General features: G+C 57.9%; 18 protein-coding genes. 5 read left to right on the forward strand and 13 right to left on the reverse strand.

Translation table 11 applies throughout. The features are described 5' to 3' along the window. Positions 1-498: 498 nt before the first annotated feature. The 8 genes from GGR33_RS11155 to GGR33_RS11190 all read right to left on the reverse strand — a co-directional run bounded on the left by GGR33_RS11155 (position 499) and on the right by GGR33_RS11190 (position 8,642). On the reverse strand, positions 499-810 hold the full coding sequence (locus GGR33_RS11155) for a DUF6894 family protein (protein ID WP_183504937.1): 312 nt from the start codon (positions 808-810) through the stop codon (positions 499-501). 550 nt (positions 811-1,360) lie between these two features. Continuing rightward, positions 1,361-1,687, reverse strand: a complete 327-nt coding sequence (locus GGR33_RS11160) for a hypothetical protein (protein ID WP_183504938.1) — start codon at positions 1,685-1,687, stop codon at positions 1,361-1,363. A gap of 247 nt (positions 1,688-1,934) precedes the next feature. Next, positions 1,935-4,238 (reverse strand): FdhF/YdeP family oxidoreductase, encoded by a 2,304-nt coding sequence (locus GGR33_RS11165; RefSeq protein ID WP_183504939.1) that lies wholly within the window; start codon positions 4,236-4,238, stop codon positions 1,935-1,937. 528 nt (positions 4,239-4,766) lie between these two features. Next, positions 4,767-5,441, reverse strand: a complete 675-nt coding sequence (locus GGR33_RS11170) for an HAD family hydrolase (RefSeq protein ID WP_183504942.1) — start codon at positions 5,439-5,441, stop codon at positions 4,767-4,769. A gap of 9 nt (positions 5,442-5,450) precedes the next feature. After that, a complete protein-coding gene (locus GGR33_RS11175; RefSeq protein ID WP_183505128.1) occupies positions 5,451-5,780 on the reverse strand; it encodes a CsbD family protein in 330 nt (109 codons plus the stop codon). A gap of 87 nt (positions 5,781-5,867) precedes the next feature. After that, positions 5,868-6,098, reverse strand: a complete 231-nt coding sequence (locus GGR33_RS11180; protein WP_183504944.1) for a DUF2934 domain-containing protein — start codon at positions 6,096-6,098, stop codon at positions 5,868-5,870. A gap of 57 nt (positions 6,099-6,155) precedes the next feature. Next, entirely contained in the window at positions 6,156-7,070 is a 915-nt protein-coding gene (locus GGR33_RS11185; RefSeq protein WP_183504946.1) for a manganese catalase family protein, read from the reverse strand. Between the two features lie 1,275 nt (positions 7,071-8,345). Further along, on the reverse strand, positions 8,346-8,642 hold the full coding sequence (locus GGR33_RS11190) for a hypothetical protein (RefSeq protein WP_183504948.1): 297 nt from the start codon (positions 8,640-8,642) through the stop codon (positions 8,346-8,348). A 2,022-nt stretch (positions 8,643-10,664) separates the two neighbouring features. Between GGR33_RS11190 and GGR33_RS11195 the strand changes: the two genes are divergently transcribed. Further along, positions 10,665-11,042 (forward strand): exopolysaccharide production protein YjbE, encoded by a 378-nt coding sequence (locus tag GGR33_RS11195; protein ID WP_183504950.1) that lies wholly within the window; start codon positions 10,665-10,667, stop codon positions 11,040-11,042. A 69-nt stretch (positions 11,043-11,111) separates the two neighbouring features. Here GGR33_RS11195 and GGR33_RS11200 read toward each other — a convergent pair whose 3' ends face one another. Together GGR33_RS11200 and GGR33_RS11205 are read right to left on the reverse strand one after the other, a co-directional pair. Beyond that, positions 11,112-11,288, reverse strand: coding sequence for a hypothetical protein (locus GGR33_RS11200; RefSeq protein ID WP_183504952.1), 177 nt, complete (start codon positions 11,286-11,288; stop codon positions 11,112-11,114). A 144-nt stretch (positions 11,289-11,432) separates the two neighbouring features. Further along, positions 11,433-11,636 carry a hypothetical protein gene (locus tag GGR33_RS11205; RefSeq protein ID WP_183504954.1) on the reverse strand — a complete coding sequence of 68 codons (204 nt, stop codon included), beginning with the start codon at positions 11,634-11,636 and terminating at the stop codon, positions 11,433-11,435. A 493-nt stretch (positions 11,637-12,129) separates the two neighbouring features. On the opposite strand from GGR33_RS11205, the gene GGR33_RS11210 reads away from it, so the two are divergent. Then, complete coding sequence (locus GGR33_RS11210) at positions 12,130-12,396, forward strand: DUF6894 family protein (RefSeq protein ID WP_183504956.1); 267 nt, start codon at positions 12,130-12,132, stop codon at positions 12,394-12,396. A 171-nt stretch (positions 12,397-12,567) separates the two neighbouring features. After that, positions 12,568-12,807, forward strand: coding sequence for a DUF6894 family protein (locus tag GGR33_RS11215; protein WP_183504958.1), 240 nt, complete (start codon positions 12,568-12,570; stop codon positions 12,805-12,807). 96 nt (positions 12,808-12,903) lie between these two features. Here GGR33_RS11215 and GGR33_RS11220 read toward each other — a convergent pair whose 3' ends face one another. After that, positions 12,904-13,776: a sigma-70 family RNA polymerase sigma factor gene (locus tag GGR33_RS11220; RefSeq protein ID WP_246412956.1), complete on the reverse strand. Its 873-nt coding sequence runs from the start codon at positions 13,774-13,776 to the stop codon at positions 12,904-12,906. A gap of 1,143 nt (positions 13,777-14,919) precedes the next feature. After that, on the reverse strand, positions 14,920-15,651 hold the full coding sequence (locus GGR33_RS11225; protein ID WP_183504960.1) for a Crp/Fnr family transcriptional regulator: 732 nt from the start codon (positions 15,649-15,651) through the stop codon (positions 14,920-14,922). A gap of 183 nt (positions 15,652-15,834) precedes the next feature. Here GGR33_RS11225 and GGR33_RS11230 point away from each other — a divergent pair, with 183 nt between their 5' ends. Together GGR33_RS11230 and GGR33_RS11235 are read left to right on the forward strand one after the other, a co-directional pair. Then, the gene (locus GGR33_RS11230; RefSeq protein WP_183504962.1) at positions 15,835-16,599 is read left to right on the forward strand and encodes a Crp/Fnr family transcriptional regulator; all 765 of its coding nucleotides are present in this window, start codon (positions 15,835-15,837) and stop codon (positions 16,597-16,599) included. Positions 16,600-16,601: 2 nt separating this feature from the next. After that, complete coding sequence (locus GGR33_RS11235; protein WP_183504964.1) at positions 16,602-16,886, forward strand: hypothetical protein; 285 nt, start codon at positions 16,602-16,604, stop codon at positions 16,884-16,886. A 391-nt stretch (positions 16,887-17,277) separates the two neighbouring features. On the opposite strand, the gene GGR33_RS11240 is transcribed toward GGR33_RS11235, so the two are convergent. Beyond that, complete coding sequence (locus tag GGR33_RS11240; RefSeq protein ID WP_183504966.1) at positions 17,278-17,514, reverse strand: DUF6894 family protein; 237 nt, start codon at positions 17,512-17,514, stop codon at positions 17,278-17,280. Positions 17,515-18,758 lie beyond the last annotated feature (1,244 nt).

Consider the following 18,758-nt stretch of genomic DNA (forward strand, 5'->3'; position numbering starts at 1 on the left):
AAGGTGACGAGGATTAATTTTGGAAAAACACATGAAATACGTCGCATCTCTAATTTTTTCGGCGCGTTATTGAGCTGCGTGCTGTCAAATTGCTCAATTGTTCAGATTGAGACTGACATGGTTGTCCATCTCGAAGGATTTTACACGCCAGCTTGTCGATCACCGTCACCTGGTGAGCTTAGCCTCAGGTTCAAGCGGCCACGGCGGCACGTTAGCGCCCGGCGAGGCCTTTCAGCCCCGGCCGCGTTGGGGGCAGCGACATCGGAGTTCAGGTTACAGCTCGCCAACCCTAGTTGCCGGCGAAGGGCCTTCCGTCGACGCCTTTGAGGAAAATGACATTGGTCGTATCCGGCGCTGGGAACTCGCTTGAGGCAGCTGCCTTAAGGTTGTGTCGCCTGGTTTTCTCGATGCACCAGTCCATGCGAGAGGATCGGCGGCGTAGAGCGCGTCTCGCCATCCAGGCTACGGGCTTGCGTGTCCTTGACATGGGCCGCACCGCTAAGAGTGTTGAGAGTTCGCGCCGTTTTTCCGGTCTCTGGCAAGCGTCGAGTCCGGCGTGGTCGTCGACCGAGCGCGGTTGTCGAGCCCGTCCTCCTGACAGACTAGGCGCAGTGTCAACACCTCGGAATGAGGACCGTCGCGTACGGTCACGACGACGAGGCCGTCCATGATAAGATTGATTGGGTTAGACGCATAACGAGAAACGATGCTGTAAGCTTCGCGACGGGCGGCCTCTTCACTGAAAAGAACCATTCCGGCTTCGTCGCGGGATACCTCTCCGTCATGGATGTCGAAGAAGTAGCGAGGCATGGCTGCTCCCCTGAAGGCAGGCGGGAGCACGCGTTGCTCTCAGTCATCAGCGCCAATTCGTTGCCAATGATACCTTAGCATAACCGCAGTTGGTGGATTTTATACAACGTATGATCGGTTTTTGACGCGGGCTGCGTCAGACCCCTTTGCGATTGATTATCTTGGACGAGAGCGGCACAGCTATCGACCGCTTTGTCGCAAGACAACAGTCGCGGTTGCGCCGGGACGAAGCGGTGAAAGCTGTTCTTGGGATCGTTGTCACACAGAGTGCCGCCATTCGTTGCGGAAGGGGGCAGCGAGCTTACCCGCAAAAATCGACGCCTCTGCAAAGCCTTGGCCTTCAGGCGCAAATTTATGTCAAGCGCCTGTCTTATATTGCCTCCCCGAAAACCCGTCATATGTTGGGTTTCATACCTTCGTCAGGACTGGGTGATTGGATGTCCGACTCCGAGGATGCAAATACGGAAGCCTCTGAGCACTGCCAGTGCTGCTTTAGATAAGCTCGGCGCGCATGCCAGCTTTCGTGTTCGGCTCCTGCTGGAGATGGTACTCATCCAGCTACAGGCGGACGCCACAGCTCCTCCACCGAGCAAACCAAGCGAACTTTCAGCGGATAGCGACTAACCTCGTCCTGCGCTGTCAGATCGGGCGTCATCTGTTTTACGTCCTCGGCCTCGAACCTTGAACGTCCGCTTTCCTCGATTGCCGCCTGAGAGCAGACCGGCTGAAAACCACCCAACTCAGTCATCGTCTGCCCAGCATCGATGTCCGCTTTCGAGCCGACGATCGACAGCTCAAAACGACCGGGATGGGCGCGAAGCGGACGGCTTGAAGTGGCCGAAAGCGGCTGGTCCGCTTTTGAGCAGGTCTGCCGCAAAAGCAGACGGCCTCCTACCGACCCAACTCGGTCGTCCCGCGCACTGCGAAGGTTTCCTGAAAGCGGACCCAAGCTCAGGACGTCGTGAACGCCAAACAATCGCCGCGAAACAGCCGGCTGAAGCCGGCCGCAAGTAATTTTCCTAGATTGGCTAACAGATTGCAGGTCCCCTTGCTCCGCTTCATTAACGATCGTGACGCGTTGCACGAAAAAGAGATCTGCGGTCAGCGCTCATTGCTGCGAATGGTCAGTTTGGCATCGGCCTCGGTCCTGCCTTGGCGATGCGGACGGGGATCGCCTTCGCCGCTGGCGTCTTAGCCTGCTTGTCGTGATGAGAGAGCGGGATGAGCACGTTCAACTCGGGATAGTAGCCCCCGCAATTGCCCTCCGGGATGCTGTATTTGACCACTCTGAGCCCCTTCACGGCTCGCACATACTGGTCGTTGGACTCCGTGACGACGTCGACGGTATCGCCGTCCGCGAGGTCGAGCCGGGCGATGTCGACCTCGTTCATAAACAGCACCTGCCGGGTGCCTTTCACCCCGCGAAAGCGATCGTGATAGCCGTAGACTGTGGTGTTGAACTGGTCGTTCGAGCGTAGCGTGATCAGGTCGAGCACGTCTGCGTGCCGGGCCGGCATGTCAGGATCCTCGTCGAGGCCCTGAGGCACGACGAAATTGGCCTTGCCCGTTTCGGTATCCCAGCGACGCTCGCGCGCGGCGAGCGGTTTGTGGGTGCCGCCCGGCTCGAACAGACGCGCGTTGAAATCCTTGAACACGATCGGATAGGTCGCCTCGATGGCGTCGCGCACCTTGGCGTAGTCGCCGACCCACGCATCCCAGTCGACCTTGGGGTTCGGCGGCAGGGTTGCCTTGGCGATGCCCGCGACGATCCAGGGCTCCGAGCGCACGTGATCGCTCACCGGTTTGCTGACGCCGACGGAACCGTGGAAGCAGGAGGTTGAATCTTCCATCGAGACCGCCTGCGGACCGGTCGCCTGCTCGTCGATCTCGATCCGTCCGAGGCAGGGCAGGATGTAGGCGACCGCGCCGTTGACGAGGTGAGACCGGTTGAGCTTGGTCGAGAACTGCACGGTCAGACGCATGCTGCGCCAAGCTTCCTCCATCCGCTCTGTATCAGGAATCGCGCGCACGAAATTGCCACCGAGGCCAATGAAGGCCTTCACGCTCCCAGCGATGATGCCCTCGCAGGCCTCGACCGTGTTCAGGCCCTTATCGCGCGGCGGCTCGAAGCCGTAGAGGTCGGCGAGTCTGTCGAGGGGCACCAGCTCTGGTTTCTCGGCGATGCCGACGGTGCGTTGGCCCTGCACGTTGGAATGACCGCGGACCGGGCAGAGCCCCGCCCCCGGCTTGCCGATATTCCCGCGCAGCAGCATGAGGTTCACGAGCATCTGAACCGTTTCGGTGCCCTTACGATGCTGGGTCAGCCCCATGCCGTAGATGCCGATGACCCGCTCAGCACGTCCGTAAACGGCGGCGGCGGCTTCCAGCGCCTCGCGCGTTAGCCCCGATCGTTTTTCGAGCACTGCCCAGTGCTGGCGATCGCAGAAGCCGACGAAATCCTCGAAGCCGTAGGTGTGCTCGGCGATGAAGACGGCGTCGAGCACGCGTGGCCGCCCCTCCGCCTGCGTCTGCCGATCGGTCGCGAGGAGTGCCTTGCACATTCCGGTGATCGCCGCGATGTCGCCTCCCGCCTTTACCTGATGATACTGCGTCGAGATCCGCGTGGACGACTTGGTCAGCATCTCCACGGGCGATTGCGGGTCGGTAAAGCGCTTCAGTCCGCGCTCGCGCAGCGGGTTGAAGGTGATGATAGGAACCTTGCGCCGCCGAGCATCCTGCAGCGGATGCAGCATCCGCGGTGCGTTCGAGCCGACATTCTGGCCGAAAAACAGGATGCAGTCCGTGCTCTCGAAATCCTCCAGCACCGTGGTGCCCACCGGCACGCCGATCGACGCCTTCAACCCCGTCGAAGTCGGCTCGTGGCACATGTTGGAGGAGTCGGGCAGGTTGTTGTTGCCGTAGAGCCGCGCGAATAGCCCATACATGTACGAGGTTTCCAGCGAGGCGCGGCCGGACGAATAATAGACGACGGATTTCGGATCGAAGCCGCACAATTCGCGGCCGATCTCCGCAAACGCGTCTTCCCATGAGATCGGGGCGTAGCGGTCGCTCGTCGGATCGTAGCGTAGGGGATGTGTAAGCCGGCCTTGCGCCTCCAGATCGAAATCCGTCCAAGTCAGCAACTCGGCGACCGTATGCTTCGCGAAGAAGTCGGGACCGACGCGCTTGCGAGTCTGCTCCCAAGCCGTCGCCTTGGCGCCGTTCTCACAATACTCGAAGGTCGCGGGCTTCGCCGGCTTTGGCCAGGCGCAGGAGACGCACATGAAGCCGCCCGGCTTGTTCTGCTTCAACAGCAGAGCCGCGCCCGAGATAGGGATTTGTTCGCGGCTCAGAATCTCTACGAGCGAGCGGGCCGAGCCCCAGCCGCCCGCTGGATCGTCGTAAGGCTCGATCTCGACGTCGCTCACAGGCTGGCTCCTCGCTGATCCTCGGCAACCTCACCTCGAATCGGGAGTTCCACGGCTTGCCAATAGGCCGCGGCCCGCCTGATCTGCCCGCGCACATTAAGGCTGGCGCAGATCGGGATCGCCGACGGGGGGCGAAGCCGCCGAGATCGTGGCAAGCGGAACGGCTGCTTCGAGAAACGTCGAAAAGCGGCTTCTACGAGGAGGTTGGGCGCGAAGCTGCTGAGCGGTGATGGTTAGGGGAACGACCGTTTCTTAGGCTTTGCCTCCGGAAAGCGGACTGGCGACAATCAACCCTTTCCAGCAACGCCTCTTTCAACCCAACCTCCCCGTTCACAGGCGATCGCGCCACCCCCAAAAGCGGACAACCCTTCTGCGGTTTCCGCGGCCCCAAGAATCTCATGTCGGGTTTCCGCGGTGCCAAAGCGGCGTGTCAAACGCAGTCGATAGCAATGTGGCGATGATTTAGGTCCGCGTCTGCAGAAGTATCCACCCATCTCCTTACTGTTTTCAAACTCACGGAAGACTTTCTCAACGTCTGCCTCCGACCTCGTCCAGGTGCTTGAGCAGATCGGCGGGATCCTCGTAGACCCTGACGGCCCCGGATCGCTCCAGCTCATCTGAACCATAGCCGCCCGACAGCAAGCCTACGCCGAGTCCACGACAACGGCGTGCCGCCAGCATGTCCCAGATCGAGTCACCCACGATCACGGCCGTTTCGATCGATTTGCCGAGCTTCTCGGCGGCCGCCAGGAAGAGATCGGGATCCGGCTTGGCGTACTTCACCATATCCCGGGTTACGACCGGCGTTTGATTGGGATCGATGTCTAACGCTGCCAAATTTATCTTGGCCGTCTCCATGCGCCCACTCGTGGCGATGGCCCACGGGATCCCGGCGGCCGTCAAATTCGAAAGCAGCGCTCGCGCGCCTGGAAGCGGACGGACCTGCGATGACAGGCGCCCATAGGCTTCAGCATGCAGACGACCAAGGCGCTCGATGCGCTCTTGGCTAATATCCTGGCCCGTTTCTCGGAGAAGCTGGTTCGTGAACAGACCACCGCTCATGCCGATCTTGCGGTGGATCCGCCAAACAGAAAGGGCGATCCCTTCTTCCCCAAGCGCTTGGCTCCAAGCCAGCACATGCTGGTAGACGCTGTCGACGAGCGTGCCGTCGAGATCGAACAAGAAACAGCTATCGATACGCATCTCTGTCCCTCACCGTCGGCTGACCAGAAGCCCGAGGCCAAAGCCGACGAGGCCGGCGACGAGCAGCGAAGTGTGGGGCCATTTGACGGATTGCTCATGGCCCTCCTTCAGGTAGCGCTTACCCGTCCGATAGCCTTCCTCGGCGTAGTCAGCGACATCCTCCGCACCCTTCCGAAGCTTGTCCTTGGCTTGGCCGCAGTCACGCTCGGCTCGGGCCGCCGTCTGGGTGGCGCGCCCTTCAACGGGGTCTCGTGTCGAACCGGACAATTCGCTCACCTCGCTCTGGACCTTTCCGCCTAGCTCCTTGACGGCTCCGGTCACTCTGTCCGTGTCGATCATCTGTTTTTCCTCGATAGCCAGATCTGGTCGGCGTAAGTCTTGGACGCGGTCCATGAGACGTGCCCCCTGCACGCTCAACCCAATACATCACGGCTTGTTGCGCGGTACGTCGCCAGACGCGGCTACAGCGTCGTCGCTGGCCGGTTCACCTTCAGGCGGCTGGCCACGCTCTTCCAGTTCGGCGCGCAGCTCGCGTTCGGCTACAAGCCAGAATTGCATGTCGAGCTCCTCGGGCCGATGGTTGCGTTCCCAAAGCTCGTAGGCACGCTCCCGGATTCGCTCGCGAGTAATCGCCTGCCGCCTAGTCGCGATTGCCATGGCCTCCCTCGATCGTGCTTAAATCGGCGAGGCAGAAACCCCGCCGAACAGAGGGCTTCAGCGCCCCTTCTTGTAGAGCTTGCTCGCGATTTCGAAGATCTCCTCGGGGGCATAGTCCGGCGCAAAGGCGCCGTAATTGCCATCGAGCTGGGGAACCTTCGCACCCTCGGGATGTCCGTCGATGACTTCAAGATATCCCGGCGGATCACCCGGCAACGCAACCTCGTCATTTGACCAGACGCCGGCCGCCTCGGCGTAGTCGTCCGGACTGAAAGTGTAGAGGCGTCGGTGCTTGCCCTCGTCGAGATACTTCTGGCACTCGGGAATGCGCGACAGATCGATATTCGGCGTGGGCAGCATTTTCTCGAGCTCGACGCCGGTTAGCTTCTTGATCGCTAACGCATAGGCATGGGCATGTAGCGAACCCCGGACCAGCAGGTATCCGCAAACCTCTCGGCCGGTGGGTTCCGTCATGGTCTCGTAGACGCGGAGCTTATGGATGCGCGCACCGCATTCGAGGTGGAAGTTGTGCAGCAGGTCGATGATGAGGTTTCCGGTGGTCGTCACCATATCCATGTTCCAGGATGCAGCGTTGGAGTTCATTGGGATCGCGCCGCCGCCATTTGCCAGAAAGCTGCCGGCAAGACGAGCGTCCTGCATTTCGGCGAAAGGCGCCTTGGACACGTCGACATTCTTCTTCGCATTGCCAGGTCCATTGTTCAGCATCGCAATACCGGTCGACACGAGCTCAACGTGACCTAGTTCTTCCGCAAATATACTCGATACCAAACTATAGAATGGTCGCAGCTTTTCCTTGTTGCGAAAATTGAAGCTTTGAAACATGTAGTTTCCGAGCGTAGACATCTCACCGTATTTGCCGCCGAGCAATTCTTGTAGAGCAGCGGCCGCATTGGGCTCCGGCTTTTTAGCCTCCGGCAGCTCAGTTAGCAGCCGATCGATGCGCATGAACATGCGGGTTTCCTCCGAGAGAAAAAGCTCTCCCGCAGCATACCGCCCGCAATGCGAGGTGTTCCTCAAAACGGCAAATAAATAAAATAATAGGGCATAAAGCAGAAGATGTTTATGAATTTGTGCGGATCGATTCTAAATAGTTTGCTGAAAGCCATCTCATGATGGCGAAATCCAATAATACGCTGTTAAATTTGTACGTATGTCACATGGCTTCGACATCACTCTAATGCATTCACTGTTTCAGTTATTATCGGAACTTGCCCTCCCAAGACTTCGCCTTGCAGGCAAAAAAAGCCCTGCAAGGCGTTTTTGATCGCTAGGATTCGAGCTGCTTTCGCTAATTGCGGAAATTTCCATCTCGCTCGTCTGCAAATCTTGGCTTGAGTAATATTCGATGTATCGTGCTGCACGCATCCTCAACGAAAAAAAGCTGAATAAAACTGTTGCAGCGGATAAAGATGCAGCAGATGCCCGGTTTTAGGCATCCCAGGACATTGCCGGCTGCGGAGCAGCGAATGAAGCCAGGGCCGCCCTCCATCTCGCACGCATGAATCGCGTCAAAGCAATCCATTTGCGCTATCAGATCAATTTAATTCGGCTCAAAGCTACACTTCATTTCATGCAGACGAAATTGCACCCTCCGTTTAACAACGAATAGACACGGGATAATATTTGTATAAGAAGCGTTAGCAATAAGCTCCGTATTCTTTCGAATAAGATTTCAACCCCGCCACTGCAACCAAGCTTCGCCAGATTTTGTTGGTCCCGCATGATAGCCGAGACCGCCATCGAAGCCTGCCGTCGGTTTGCCGCCCACTGGCGGCGCGCAGCGCAGCTGTGGAGTCATGGCGGGTACGACGCTGCAGCTCAAGAATGCACTGAGACGGCCGAGCTTTGCGAACAAGAGGCACAAGCCTTAGCCGCATAGATGCGTCTGACATAAGAAAGGCGGTCTGAGTTGCCTCGGCTCTCCACCTTGAGTCTGCATCTCTCGACACTGGATTCGCGGACAGCTCGACCGGCTGCGAAGGTTGCCGACCCTGAGCTTTGGGCGGCCGAACACAAAGTCTGGGCGCTAGAGGTGAAGCGACGTGCCGGCTCGCGGTGCCAATGGCACGGACGCGGTGTCCACCTCTTTGCCGACCGCATCGTCGAACGAAAGGGTGGCCGCGCTGCCCTAGACCCAGCCAACGGCCAAGCCTTGTGCCCTATGTACCATCAGGTGAAGACGGCGCGGACTCGGGCCGCGAGGATGGAAGCCTAGTGATTGGTGCGCTAGGACGGCGCCCCACCGAATGTGTCGAACGAGGATCTGACCTTCTCGGCGTCTTGGTCGGTGATCTGGACCGAGACTTTGACCTTGCCAGCCAGAGCCGGCTTGCCATCGTTGTCAGACTTCAGGTGTCCATCTTCGATATCGGCACGCGCTGCCTCCGTGCCCGCCGTGTTGGCATCAGAGGCCGAGCCGACCGTGACGGCGCTCCGATCGATGCCGTGCTCCTGCACGATGTGCTCCACCGCCATCTCGGCGTCGCGGCGTGTCGTGAACTTAGCTGAAACGGTCTGCGGCATAAATGCTCCAAAGCTTTCTGGTTGACCGGCAATCGCAATGGGCGTTCGAAGGTTCAATCGGTCAGGTACTCGGTCTCGTCATAGTAAAGTGCCTTCTTGCCCTGAACAATTGGCCGCGCTCCCGGTTGCACGAGCTCGGGTGTCTGCAGTGCTGCTCCGCCCGGCCTCAGAGCCCGCCCGTGATCCTCCCAGTTCACGGCGGGCTGTGTTGTGCTTGGACTATTGCCGTGCGCGAATATCACAGCCGCCCGCGTAGGCTTTATTCACGTCATACGTTGGGGTGCAGCAGCCCATAAACTGTAATCAATCGAGACGTGGCGGACCCATCGCTGCAAGCCATGCCGGCTGCTTCTGCCTTGATCCTGTCGGCACGGTCTCCCAAGAACTTAGCCCGCCCGGTTCACCGCGGCGGGCTTTTTCGTATCCGCATCAGGCTTCCTCGAATAGGCAGCCGCTCACCACCACCGCATTTCTCTCTCCATAGCCCAGAACACGGTCGCCGCAGACACCCAAGTCCGATGACGAGAAAGACGATGGACCAGTGGGGCGGGCGTTGAGGCTTGCCGCAGGTTATGGAGGATCGGGCGGGGAATGAAATACTTCGGCGCTTGGACCGCATGCTGTGACTGCGCATCAGCGCAGCCCTAGTCCCAACACCTACGGTAAACGGTCTGTTGACCACATCCGCGCAATTGCTCGGACCGCCGGGTTCCATAGCCGCACAGCGGCGTTCTCCAGGGGCCTCCAATCGAAAGGTACCCGTCCATGTTGATCCTCAACCCACTCACTGGCGAGACCGTCGAGATCAAGCTGCCGCATCCCCGCACCTAAAAATGCCGCAACGTCCCGCTGGCCCAACTCAGGCCGATATCGCTCGATCAATTCGAACCCTAAAGGCGGAGGGCTTCGAGATCATTCGCGTGGTCATTTGCGACGAGCGGGTCTCGATCGAAGTTGCCGATGGTCAGGTTCATAAATTGACCGTTGACGATCCTGAGGAGCGTGATCCTTGGACCATGTGATAATCCCGAGGAGATGGGCAATTCGGCAGATCACCTTTTCGGGTGAGACTGAGTGCCGCCAGAGAGCACGTCGAGCGGTCCGTGGGGCGGTTGGTCGCTCGACACGCCGTTACTCACGTTAACGAGGTGGCTGGGCAACACCTGCATCGCCGATGCTACGGCTTACGGAGCTTTAAATAGCGTCAGCCAGTGAGCGTAAACGATTATGTTCTGCTAGCGGTTGTATCGGGTCCTAAACAAGCCTGAGCAGCAGCGAAGGTCCGAAATTCGTGCTGTGATCGCGTGAAGGGCAACGGGCGGTTTGAGATAGCTTCATGCTCGGTTAGCCGCGCTCGCCATACTACGGGCCTGAGCCGAGTGCCGGCGACGCGGATGAGGCTTCCGACAGCGCCGCCCCGCAATCGAATTTCATAGGCGCCGAGCGAAACGCCGATCAGTCGATATGTCATCGGCATTGGTGTTGCGCGCCGCAGGGCGATTGCCCCGCCAGATCAGCACTGCGGCCTGTTGTCGAGGCGGCATCTGCGCTCATCTGGCGATTTCCGAGCGTATTTTGGTATCGTTTAGGCATTTCAGGGCCGCAAGCGTGGCTTGCGCAGGTTCGTGATGCCGGTACTGCGTCATTGACGCCGCGAGCTCAGCCGAACCAACTATGGGCCGGCATGTTGCCTGAGGTCGAATATTTTGCACCCGAAAACGGAAAGGCTGATATGCCACTCCCTTTTTTAATTCTGATTGTTTTTATTTTTTTTGGCGTCGCGACGATCGGCGGCATCTTCATGAGCACTGGCCCCATGCAAGATCAAGTTCGAAGCCCTCATGAAATCAGTCGGCAGGAAAATGGACTCGCGCGATAGGGTGGTTGTCACCGATTTGGTCGGGGAGGACGCCCGCCTAGCGATAGCTTAAGCAGCCTTCTTTCCAGCGGCGCACCGGTTTGCCGGGAACTCCCGCGCACGCCGCCTGATTGCCCCGGTTCACAACAAAACGGAGGAAACACATGAAATTGGCAATTGGCTCTGGCGCTCTCGCGATCCTGCTTTCGGCTACGATGGTGATGGCAGCCCCCTGCAATACCGGTTCGGCCAAAGGCAAAACCCCTGAGCAGTCTGCCTCGAGTGGCCAGAGTTCCGCAGCTGACCAATCCAGCAAGAATACCGCTGGCGGCGGGCAGCCGGCGTCTCCTGGGACTGTGGGCGCAATGAACAATGCGGGCGCCAACCAGGGCGTTGGCCAGCAAGCCCAGACCGATAAGGACAAGGAAGATCCGGCGTCGAAAAACACGGCTGGCGGGAACCAGCCCGCATCTCCCGGCACTGTCGGAGCAATGAACAATGCTGGTGCCAACCAAGGCGTCGGTAAGGGCGATGACTGCTGATCAGCCTCGCGGTCGTCCTTAGTAAGTCAGCCCGCCCGGTTCGCCTGGTGGGCTGTTTCGCTACCCGCCTTAGTGATCCGGACCGGGCTTGTTATAACGGGGCGTCTCGCCGTGATGCTTCGTGAAGCTCGATCGATCTGGATCGCCCTTGGCCTTCGCGACGCGGCCGCGCATGACGCTGGCAACGACAGCAATAATCACGAGCGTAGCGATCGCGAGCGCGATGATCAGAATTGAGTTGTCCAACTGGCGTTTCCTCAAGTTGATTATTGAGGAGCAAGCCATCCGATCGCGGCCAAGTTGCTGAGCTCTGTCTGCAATCAATGTGCGTTCGGTTCACAGCGCCAGGGATTTCTGCTGGGTGATACGCGCACATCGATGCGCGTTCCCTCAAACACGCTTCTTCGCCGGCAAGATCAACATCGTAACGAGCATGCCGACGAGCAGCGCGATGGTGAGGATCCCGAATGCATCGCCATCGAGTTCGGCAGGTACACGGCGGTGGCTGACTAACGGCCACGCCAGGATGACGGCAATCGCACCGGGAATGGCGAAGAGAACGACGAGAATCGGCGTGAAGGTCCAGCGCGGCATGCTTCATCTTGCATGATGCCGGGCGTTCTGGAGTCACTATCCCGCAACAGGGTCTAAATGCCTACTTTGCCAGCAGATAGCCGATTACGGGGTGCCTTGAAGTTACTGTTCTATTTCACCGTTCCATCAACAGCAGCACTACCGCTACGTGACGGAGACTCCTGACGAGTCGATGAAAGCGCCCTGCGTCAACGCGCGCGGCGATTTGGACGGAAACCTTCCTGTCGCTGCCGCTGTATTGCCGGCTCGGACAGTTGCCCTTCATCGCTGCTCGGCTTCAAGGCCTGCAGATTGTCTGGGCGCTCTTCGCGAGGCGATTATATCGTTAGGAGATACAGACTCGGTAAACGGTAAGCGCTCAAATAATCCATCACAGGTTAGGGACGGACCTCGCGTCGCTCGTTAGCAACGTCCGCAATCGCGAGGTTCAAGTCCGGCACACCTGCGAGTGAGGGCGCTCTGCTCTTGCCTCCATGAACACGGAGGCCGGCGCATGCCGCGTTTCTTTTTCAACGTCCAGGATGGTCATAGCATCATGGATCATAAGGGCATTGATCTACCAGATTGGAGCACGGCTCGACTGCACGCGATTTCGATCGTCGGACGCATTCTTGCAGAAGAGCCAGAGCGCATCGCCGTCGACGAGGATTGGCTGCTGGAGGTCTCAAATTCTACCGGGCTAATCCTATTCCGGCTTGACTTTCACGTAACCGCCTCGCCAGCCGTCCGACGCGATAAGCTGAAGAAGGAAATCTTCTGAGGCGGCACATACCTCCAGTGGAAACGCGGTCCAAGGGCCCGCATCTTTCACGACCTGGATTTGTCGGAAAACCGACAATCATAGGTTATATATATCCAGCCCCGATGAGATTACTGGGCAGTAGCTTGGAAGCGGAAGGTCGCTCTAGCCTAACTTTATAGGATCGGCGCCATGCCTCGCTATTTCTTCGATATCAATGAAGGCGATGAGATCCGGGACTACGTCAGCAAGGAGCTTCCAGGGGAAGACGCTGCCCGTCATGAGGGGTACGGCATTGCTGCGAAAGTTGCGTCGGACCCCATGAGTCTTCTGATGGGTGGGGCCATCATGGTGACCGTCCGCGATAGTCCATCCTCTATTGCAACCGTAATCCGGATGGTGTGTCAGGATGGCCTGGCGATAATCGGCTAAACTGTCTGGTTGTGCGGATTGCCATATTCATAATGCGCGTTCGCTCCATGCCGCGATAGGCATGGAGTGCTTTTTTCGGAAAGCAGGCGCAGCCGCTCAGGCCGCGTGCACAGCGCCACTGCAGACCGCCAACGTCATATGGTCCGTGGCGGTTTCACCGGCGTCGCGGCGCAGCGCGTAAGAGAGTGCTTCACGCGCGCGCGACACTCGGCTTTTGACCGTTCCGATCTTGCATTGGAGGCGCGTAGCAGCTTCTTCGTAACTGCAGCTCTCGAGTGTGACGAGAACCAGCGCCTTTCGCATCGCCGCCGGCAGCGTCTGGAGCGCGACGTACAAGTCTTGAAGATCTAAAACGCCCTGTTGTCGGGGAAGACTCACCAGATCGTTGTCATTGATCTCGACATCAGCCTCCCGAGTCTTCGCCCGGGCGGTCGAATAAAATGTGTTGCGCACGATCGTAAATAACCAGGCGTGGAGATTTGTCCCGGCATGGAAGCTCTCGCGGCTTCGCCACGCTTTAAGTAGTGAATCCTGCACCAGATCATCTGCGCGTGTTTCGTTTTTCGTTAAGGACAGGGCAAACCGCATCATGTTCGGCATAAAATCAAGTAATTCGCGCCTAAAGGTCTGCTCGTCACTGTAGGCTTGGGCACTGAGCGCCGAGGTTAACCGCTTGAACGCTTCTCGGATTGCTGGCGGTAATAGCTCGATATCCTGAGCTGGCCGACTCAGAACTTGCAGAAGTGACTGGCCAAGGTGATTGAGGCCATAGGTTGTCAGCCGAGGCCGCTTTTGATCGAGTGCTCCGCCGTTCGGCGAGGATGCAGGCGACACGGGTGCCCTGCCAGGAATGTCGGGCAGGCTATTGAAGGCAACTCCCTTGAGTTCGCCCAGCTTCAGGCGGATCTCTGGTTCCATCGCAGATTGCACTGCTCCGCTGTAATCACTGCCAAGCGGCATCAATGTCATTATCTCCTCCACGCAGTACGCTTATTTGAGCTGGGCCATGAACGTGCGGCCCGGTCGATGGGTCGAGGCCTGTCTTCAGGCCATTGAGAACGCTTCTGTTAGTGAAGAGTTGGACAGCCGCTTTCGCAGAATCACCAGCGTAAGCTATGATGGCCGATCCGCTGCGCAGCTTCACGGCTGACGAACATAGGCTGCGAGCGCTCCACGCAGACGCCGTTCAGCCAATAGGCTGCCCAGGCCCAGGAGAGCGTTCCATTCCCGGTTCGCTCAGCTTCCAGACTGAGATCGGCTGCTGCAGCACTTTGCATGGCGATAGGCGACTTGCCCTATGATGCATGAGGACGGAGCGGACGTGTGTCCGCCCCGCCTGCATCTGAATCAATCCCGGCGGAACGCCGTCGGTAGGGAGTATTCATCCTGCATAGATTTGCTCCTGGCTGTCAGGCGAGAGCACGATCGTATCTCTCAGTCGCCAAAGCCCAGGTGCCGACGATTGGCAATGTCTTTTTTATCAGAATTTGGCGTGCTTACCAGAACGAATGATAGAATATAACGCAGAGCTGTAAAATGTAATTCGGGTGCTTTATGATGGAGAATGGTTCTGAAACGTCGCATAAGGTGGAAATTCTCTACCGGTTTGTGGTATGCATTCGATGGTCGAGCTGCTCTCTACTTTCAAACTTCTCCCTAAGAATCAGCCGTGCAGGTTCACATGCCTGCAGGGCTCTTGGGCATGCTGATCGCGTGGTCAACATGTTGCCAGCTGAGCGAGTCTCCGATCGGCAAAGGATTAGCAACCTCGTCTGTCTTTTGCTCGTCACGAAATGCACCGTTTTTGACTATATGCTTTTGATTGATTAGCCTTGATGTACCGAGCGGCGCATATTCTTATTGAGGCTCTCTACAAGACAGTTGATGCTGACGAAGCTGCGGCAGATGCTTTGTTTGCTGCGGCCCGGGAAATGGCTTCCCGTGGCGATCTCATTGAAGCTGATGCAACCCGCCAACTTTCACGGATGCATCGTATCAAGGCCGTGGGTCTTCGTTGTCAAATAAATCTTATTCGATTTAAAGCTGTGAGCCATTTCAGGAGCACCAGATTAAATCCGCCTTTATAGGATTCAAGCGTTTGAAATGAAGAGTCTAATCGACCAATTCGCCGGGCGCTTTCGCGATGAGGCGCCGGTACTCTGCTTCGGCCAAGCCATAGGCTGCGCCGGCCATCACTAGCAAAGCGCTGTGATCGCGGATTGTGATCGTCCCACGCTTGGTCTCAATAACACCTGCACGTTCCAGGTGGGCCACGGCTGACGTCAACCCAGGACGATTGACGCCCAGCATCATCGACAAAAAGCGATGTGTCGTGGGCAGGTCATCGCCTTCGACCCGGTCGTGACACATCAAAAGCCAGCGGGCGAGCCGTTGGTCGAGCTTGTAGCGGCCGTTTGCCAGAGCCGTCCCAGCCACCTGCGTGTTGAAGGTTTGAACATAGCGTAGGAGCGTATTGTGCAGCTTTGGACTTTGCCGGATCGCAATTCGAAGCGCGTCAGTCCGCAATGACCAGGCCCAGCCGGCTGCCTGAACGCGCGCTTCGTTTGAGGCGCGGTCCACATCCAGCAAGACCGCTGTGCCAACCATTCCTTCCTGACCGACCAGCCCGATTTCGATCTGCTCGCCGTCCGAGGCCTGCGCGATGCACGACACGATGCCCTGCTCGACAAAATAGACCTGAGGAAATGGCGTGTCGGCCGCAATGAGAACATTACCCACCGACAGCAGGACGCTGTGCAGGTGTGGCTGCAAGAGGCTGAAGTCAGCTGAGCTGAGGGTTCGTAGAAGGCCATTCTTGCTGGCGTCTTGCAGAGGCTGAAACACGGACCCGTCCTGTTCAGGGGGCGGGAGCGAGCACGTACCCATCATCGCCTGCGCTCATACGCGTTCTGCAAGCCGTTCTCCCTAGGACGTAGCATCGATTTACACAAACACAGGCATCATATGATCGTGCGGAGGTCCTTTTTCTGACATATGGGCGTCGTGTCTCAAGCATGAATTGGTCCGATGCAGGATGCACTGATCCGGAAGCTGGAGAGCTACGAAGCTCTGAGCAAGCAGGACCACGAGGCCCTTCGGGTGCTTGTGCCGAAGATCCGTCAGGTTGGTCCTCGCACCGATCTCATAAGTGAGGGTGAGCCACCTGAGAACGTGCACCTCATCCTCGAAGGCTTTGCCTGCCGCTATAAGATCCTGCCCAGCGGCCAGCGGCAGATTATGGCCTTCCTTGTGCCAGGCGACTTTTGCGACCTGAACGTCTTCATTCTCGATCAGATGGATCACTGCATCGGCACGATCTCCGCGTGTCAGGTCGCGGACATCCCACGCCGAGCCATCGATGAGATCACGGCCAACCACCCGCATATCACACGGGCCTTCTGGTGGTGCGCGCTGGTCGATGAAGCAGTCTTGCGGGAATGGCTGGTCAACGTCGGCGGCCGTCAGGCCAACCAACGCATCGCACACCTTCTCTGCGAGCTGCTGCTGCGACTGCAGGCGGTCGGCTATGCCAGCGACAACACCTATCCGTTCCCCTTCAAACAGGCCGATATCGCCGACTGCATGGGGCTATCGGAAGTGCATGTGAACCGCACCATCCGGGAATTACGGGCGCTGGGCTTGATCACGCTGAAGCAGCGCCACCTGACGATCCATAATGTCGAAGAGCTGAAAGCGTTCTCCGGCTTCACGGCGAATTACCTGCACCTCAAGAATGCGCGCTGGAGCGAACGTCGCAGTGTGCCGTGGCTTGTCAGAGCACAAGGCAGCTGATCATGGCCGGGCCGCACAACGTTGAAACGTTGGTGGTGCTGCAGCCGATCGCCGTCGACACCGATAGCTCTGATTGCAAGGGCATGCTGGTCCTGGCTAACGGGATGTTGGTCGCCGTACTCGTTCAGCTCAATCACAGCGAGGAAAAGCAAAAGGGTCGATGGTTCATCGAAGCCGGCTTTGGTCGGCTCCGAGATTTGCGGCAGCGACCCTTCGATACCCTCGATGATGCGACCCGCTGGCTCCGGCAGCAGATGAAGCCCAATGTCGTGAACCGGCAGAGCTGAAAGCGTCGCTCTGCGGTCTACTGTCAGCAGGGCTAGATCTACTCTTCACTCACTGCCTTAGGTCTAGTCTGAACTTGGTCCATTGAGTGTCTTCAAAACGTCAATCTAAAGTTTGAAATTCTACAATAATATTTCTATTGTCCGCAGCGCTTTAATTGAACAATAATGCTGGCCGTTGTTCGATTTGGGGGCTAGTCAAATGACTGAGACCGAATTCGACGCCATTGAGATCGCTCGCATATGCCAGGAGGCTCTACAACGGCTTGATCCAAAGCACAGTTTTCGACTGCGGATTTTGCTGCAGATGATTATTATTGAGTGTTCAGCAGCCCACCAATTTTTGTGACAGAAAGTCCGAAAAGTTACCAGCTGCTTAGTTGTGTATAGTTATTTACGTGATCCAGCCACTCCGAAGCGAAATCGTAGCCTTGAACAAGGCTTTTCCGTTGGCGTCTTTCAAAATGCCATAGAAGTCCCGCACGTTTCCGTCTGGCAATTGGTCATTGGCCATCTGAGCGAGCGAGCCAACCAATTCTTTACGTGCGGCTTCAGCGTCGACGTGGTCGCCCCCCTCCTCATCAGGAGTGCTGTGCCTGCCGTCGTCTAGGTCGAAATAAAAGCGCGGCATGTGAAAACCTTAAACCCGAACAGTCAGGTCAACTTTAAAATCCATCATATGTTTCATTCTAAACACGCTTGTTTGATGTGCAGAAAACGACCGTTTTTTGAACAGTTCATCAATCACCGAGCGATGACACGGGGTGGCTGCGTCGATTGTCTGAAAAGGCTGTCAGGAAATGAAATGTTTGGAAAACGGTGATGGCTGCGAATGCGAGGCATTCACAACGTCGGCGGGATCGCACATGCCAATGGCGATCTTTGGGGATGTTAGGTTTCGGGACGATTTCTTTGCTGAATGAACAGCAATGATGGGCGTACGGCAGCCGTCACGACGCCCCCGCCGACAAGTGCTTTCACGCGATGGGTCGAGTCCCGCAAGTGGCGCAGTTGGGCGCGCCGGTGCCGACCAATCGCGCAAGGAACGTCTGCTTTGGGGGACTGCGCAGCCCAGCGCGCACGGCAGCGTCGGGCGCACAGAAGACGCTGCTCGTACCCAGAGAACGCCTGCTCGGGGACGAGCTTTCCCTGCAAATTCGATTCTATTCCCTGCTTCGCGGTGCAGGGAATTTTTGCTTAAGAGCCTGCGGCCTCTCTCGAAATCCGGCTCGGTGCCCCACCCATGGGCCTCGTTTCCGGGAATTTTGCCTGTTGTTTCCGCGAAAACAGGGAAAATCGACCAGAGACCGGTGCGAAACAGACCGCCCGCACCACCAGGCAGTCCGGCGGAAACAGCCTTCGCTCACTCCATAGTCCAGAATTTCGAAGCTGACGGGCGGCTTGCTTAATGGGCCTGCGGTCTCATGGTAGGCTCTAGCGCGGAGAACGCGCCGGTTCTGCAAGCGAACAGTGACGCCATTGTCGCTGAGAATGTTCAGCTTTCCGCGAGCGGTGATAGCGACCGCTGGAGATAAGTTCAGTCATTCTGAGAGACGCGTTTCGTGCGCGCTTTAAGAATGTCGGAGCCAAACCATGGCCGCAGCGCCAAGCGTTTCCATCACGATGCCAGGCGGTGAGAGAGCCGGATCGCGGCCACTGAGCACCCGTTTTGCCCGCGCAGCAGATCCACGCAACTTCCCCAAAGCGGACGTCGAAGAAGTGCTACTTGTGCGTCGCAGTCGCGCCATGAGCTGATTTTGGCGCGGAGCCCAATACCGGATGATCGTCCCCCACAGGAGTGGTCCGCCTTGAGGTATGGCTTTCGAGCCAGGACGAGGACGGACATATGGGAACGAAGCGGCACAAGCCTGAGGA

The organism is Methylobacterium brachythecii (assembly GCF_014196345.1).
GTDB classification, from domain to species: domain Bacteria; phylum Pseudomonadota; class Alphaproteobacteria; order Rhizobiales; family Beijerinckiaceae; genus Methylobacterium; species Methylobacterium brachythecii.

Coding starts and splice junctions, on each gene's coding strand:
- GGR33_RS11155 (WP_183504937.1), bottom strand. CDS start 810: ATGCCTCGCTACTTCTTCGACATCCATGACGGAGAGGTATCCCGCGAC.
- GGR33_RS11170 (WP_183504942.1), bottom strand. CDS start 5,441: ATGCGTATCGATAGCTGTTTCTTGTTCGATCTCGACGGCACGCTCGTC.
- GGR33_RS11175 (WP_183505128.1), bottom strand. CDS start 5,780: ATGATCGACACGGACAGAGTGACCGGAGCCGTCAAGGAGCTAGGCGGA.
- GGR33_RS11180 (WP_183504944.1), bottom strand. CDS start 6,098: ATGGCAATCGCGACTAGGCGGCAGGCGATTACTCGCGAGCGAATCCGG.
- GGR33_RS11185 (WP_183504946.1), bottom strand. CDS start 7,070: ATGTTCATGCGCATCGATCGGCTGCTAACTGAGCTGCCGGAGGCTAAA.
- GGR33_RS11190 (WP_183504948.1), bottom strand. CDS start 8,642: ATGCCGCAGACCGTTTCAGCTAAGTTCACGACACGCCGCGACGCCGAG.
- GGR33_RS11195 (WP_183504950.1), top strand. CDS start 10,665: ATGAAATTGGCAATTGGCTCTGGCGCTCTCGCGATCCTGCTTTCGGCT.
- GGR33_RS11205 (WP_183504954.1), bottom strand. CDS start 11,636: ATGCCGCGCTGGACCTTCACGCCGATTCTCGTCGTTCTCTTCGCCATT.
- GGR33_RS11210 (WP_183504956.1), top strand. CDS start 12,130: ATGCCGCGTTTCTTTTTCAACGTCCAGGATGGTCATAGCATCATGGAT.
- GGR33_RS11215 (WP_183504958.1), top strand. CDS start 12,568: ATGCCTCGCTATTTCTTCGATATCAATGAAGGCGATGAGATCCGGGAC.
- GGR33_RS11220 (WP_246412956.1), bottom strand. CDS start 13,776: ATGACATTGATGCCGCTTGGCAGTGATTACAGCGGAGCAGTGCAATCT.
- GGR33_RS11230 (WP_183504962.1), top strand. CDS start 15,835: ATGCAGGATGCACTGATCCGGAAGCTGGAGAGCTACGAAGCTCTGAGC.
- GGR33_RS11235 (WP_183504964.1), top strand. CDS start 16,602: ATGGCCGGGCCGCACAACGTTGAAACGTTGGTGGTGCTGCAGCCGATC.
- GGR33_RS11240 (WP_183504966.1), bottom strand. CDS start 17,514: ATGCCGCGCTTTTATTTCGACCTAGACGACGGCAGGCACAGCACTCCT.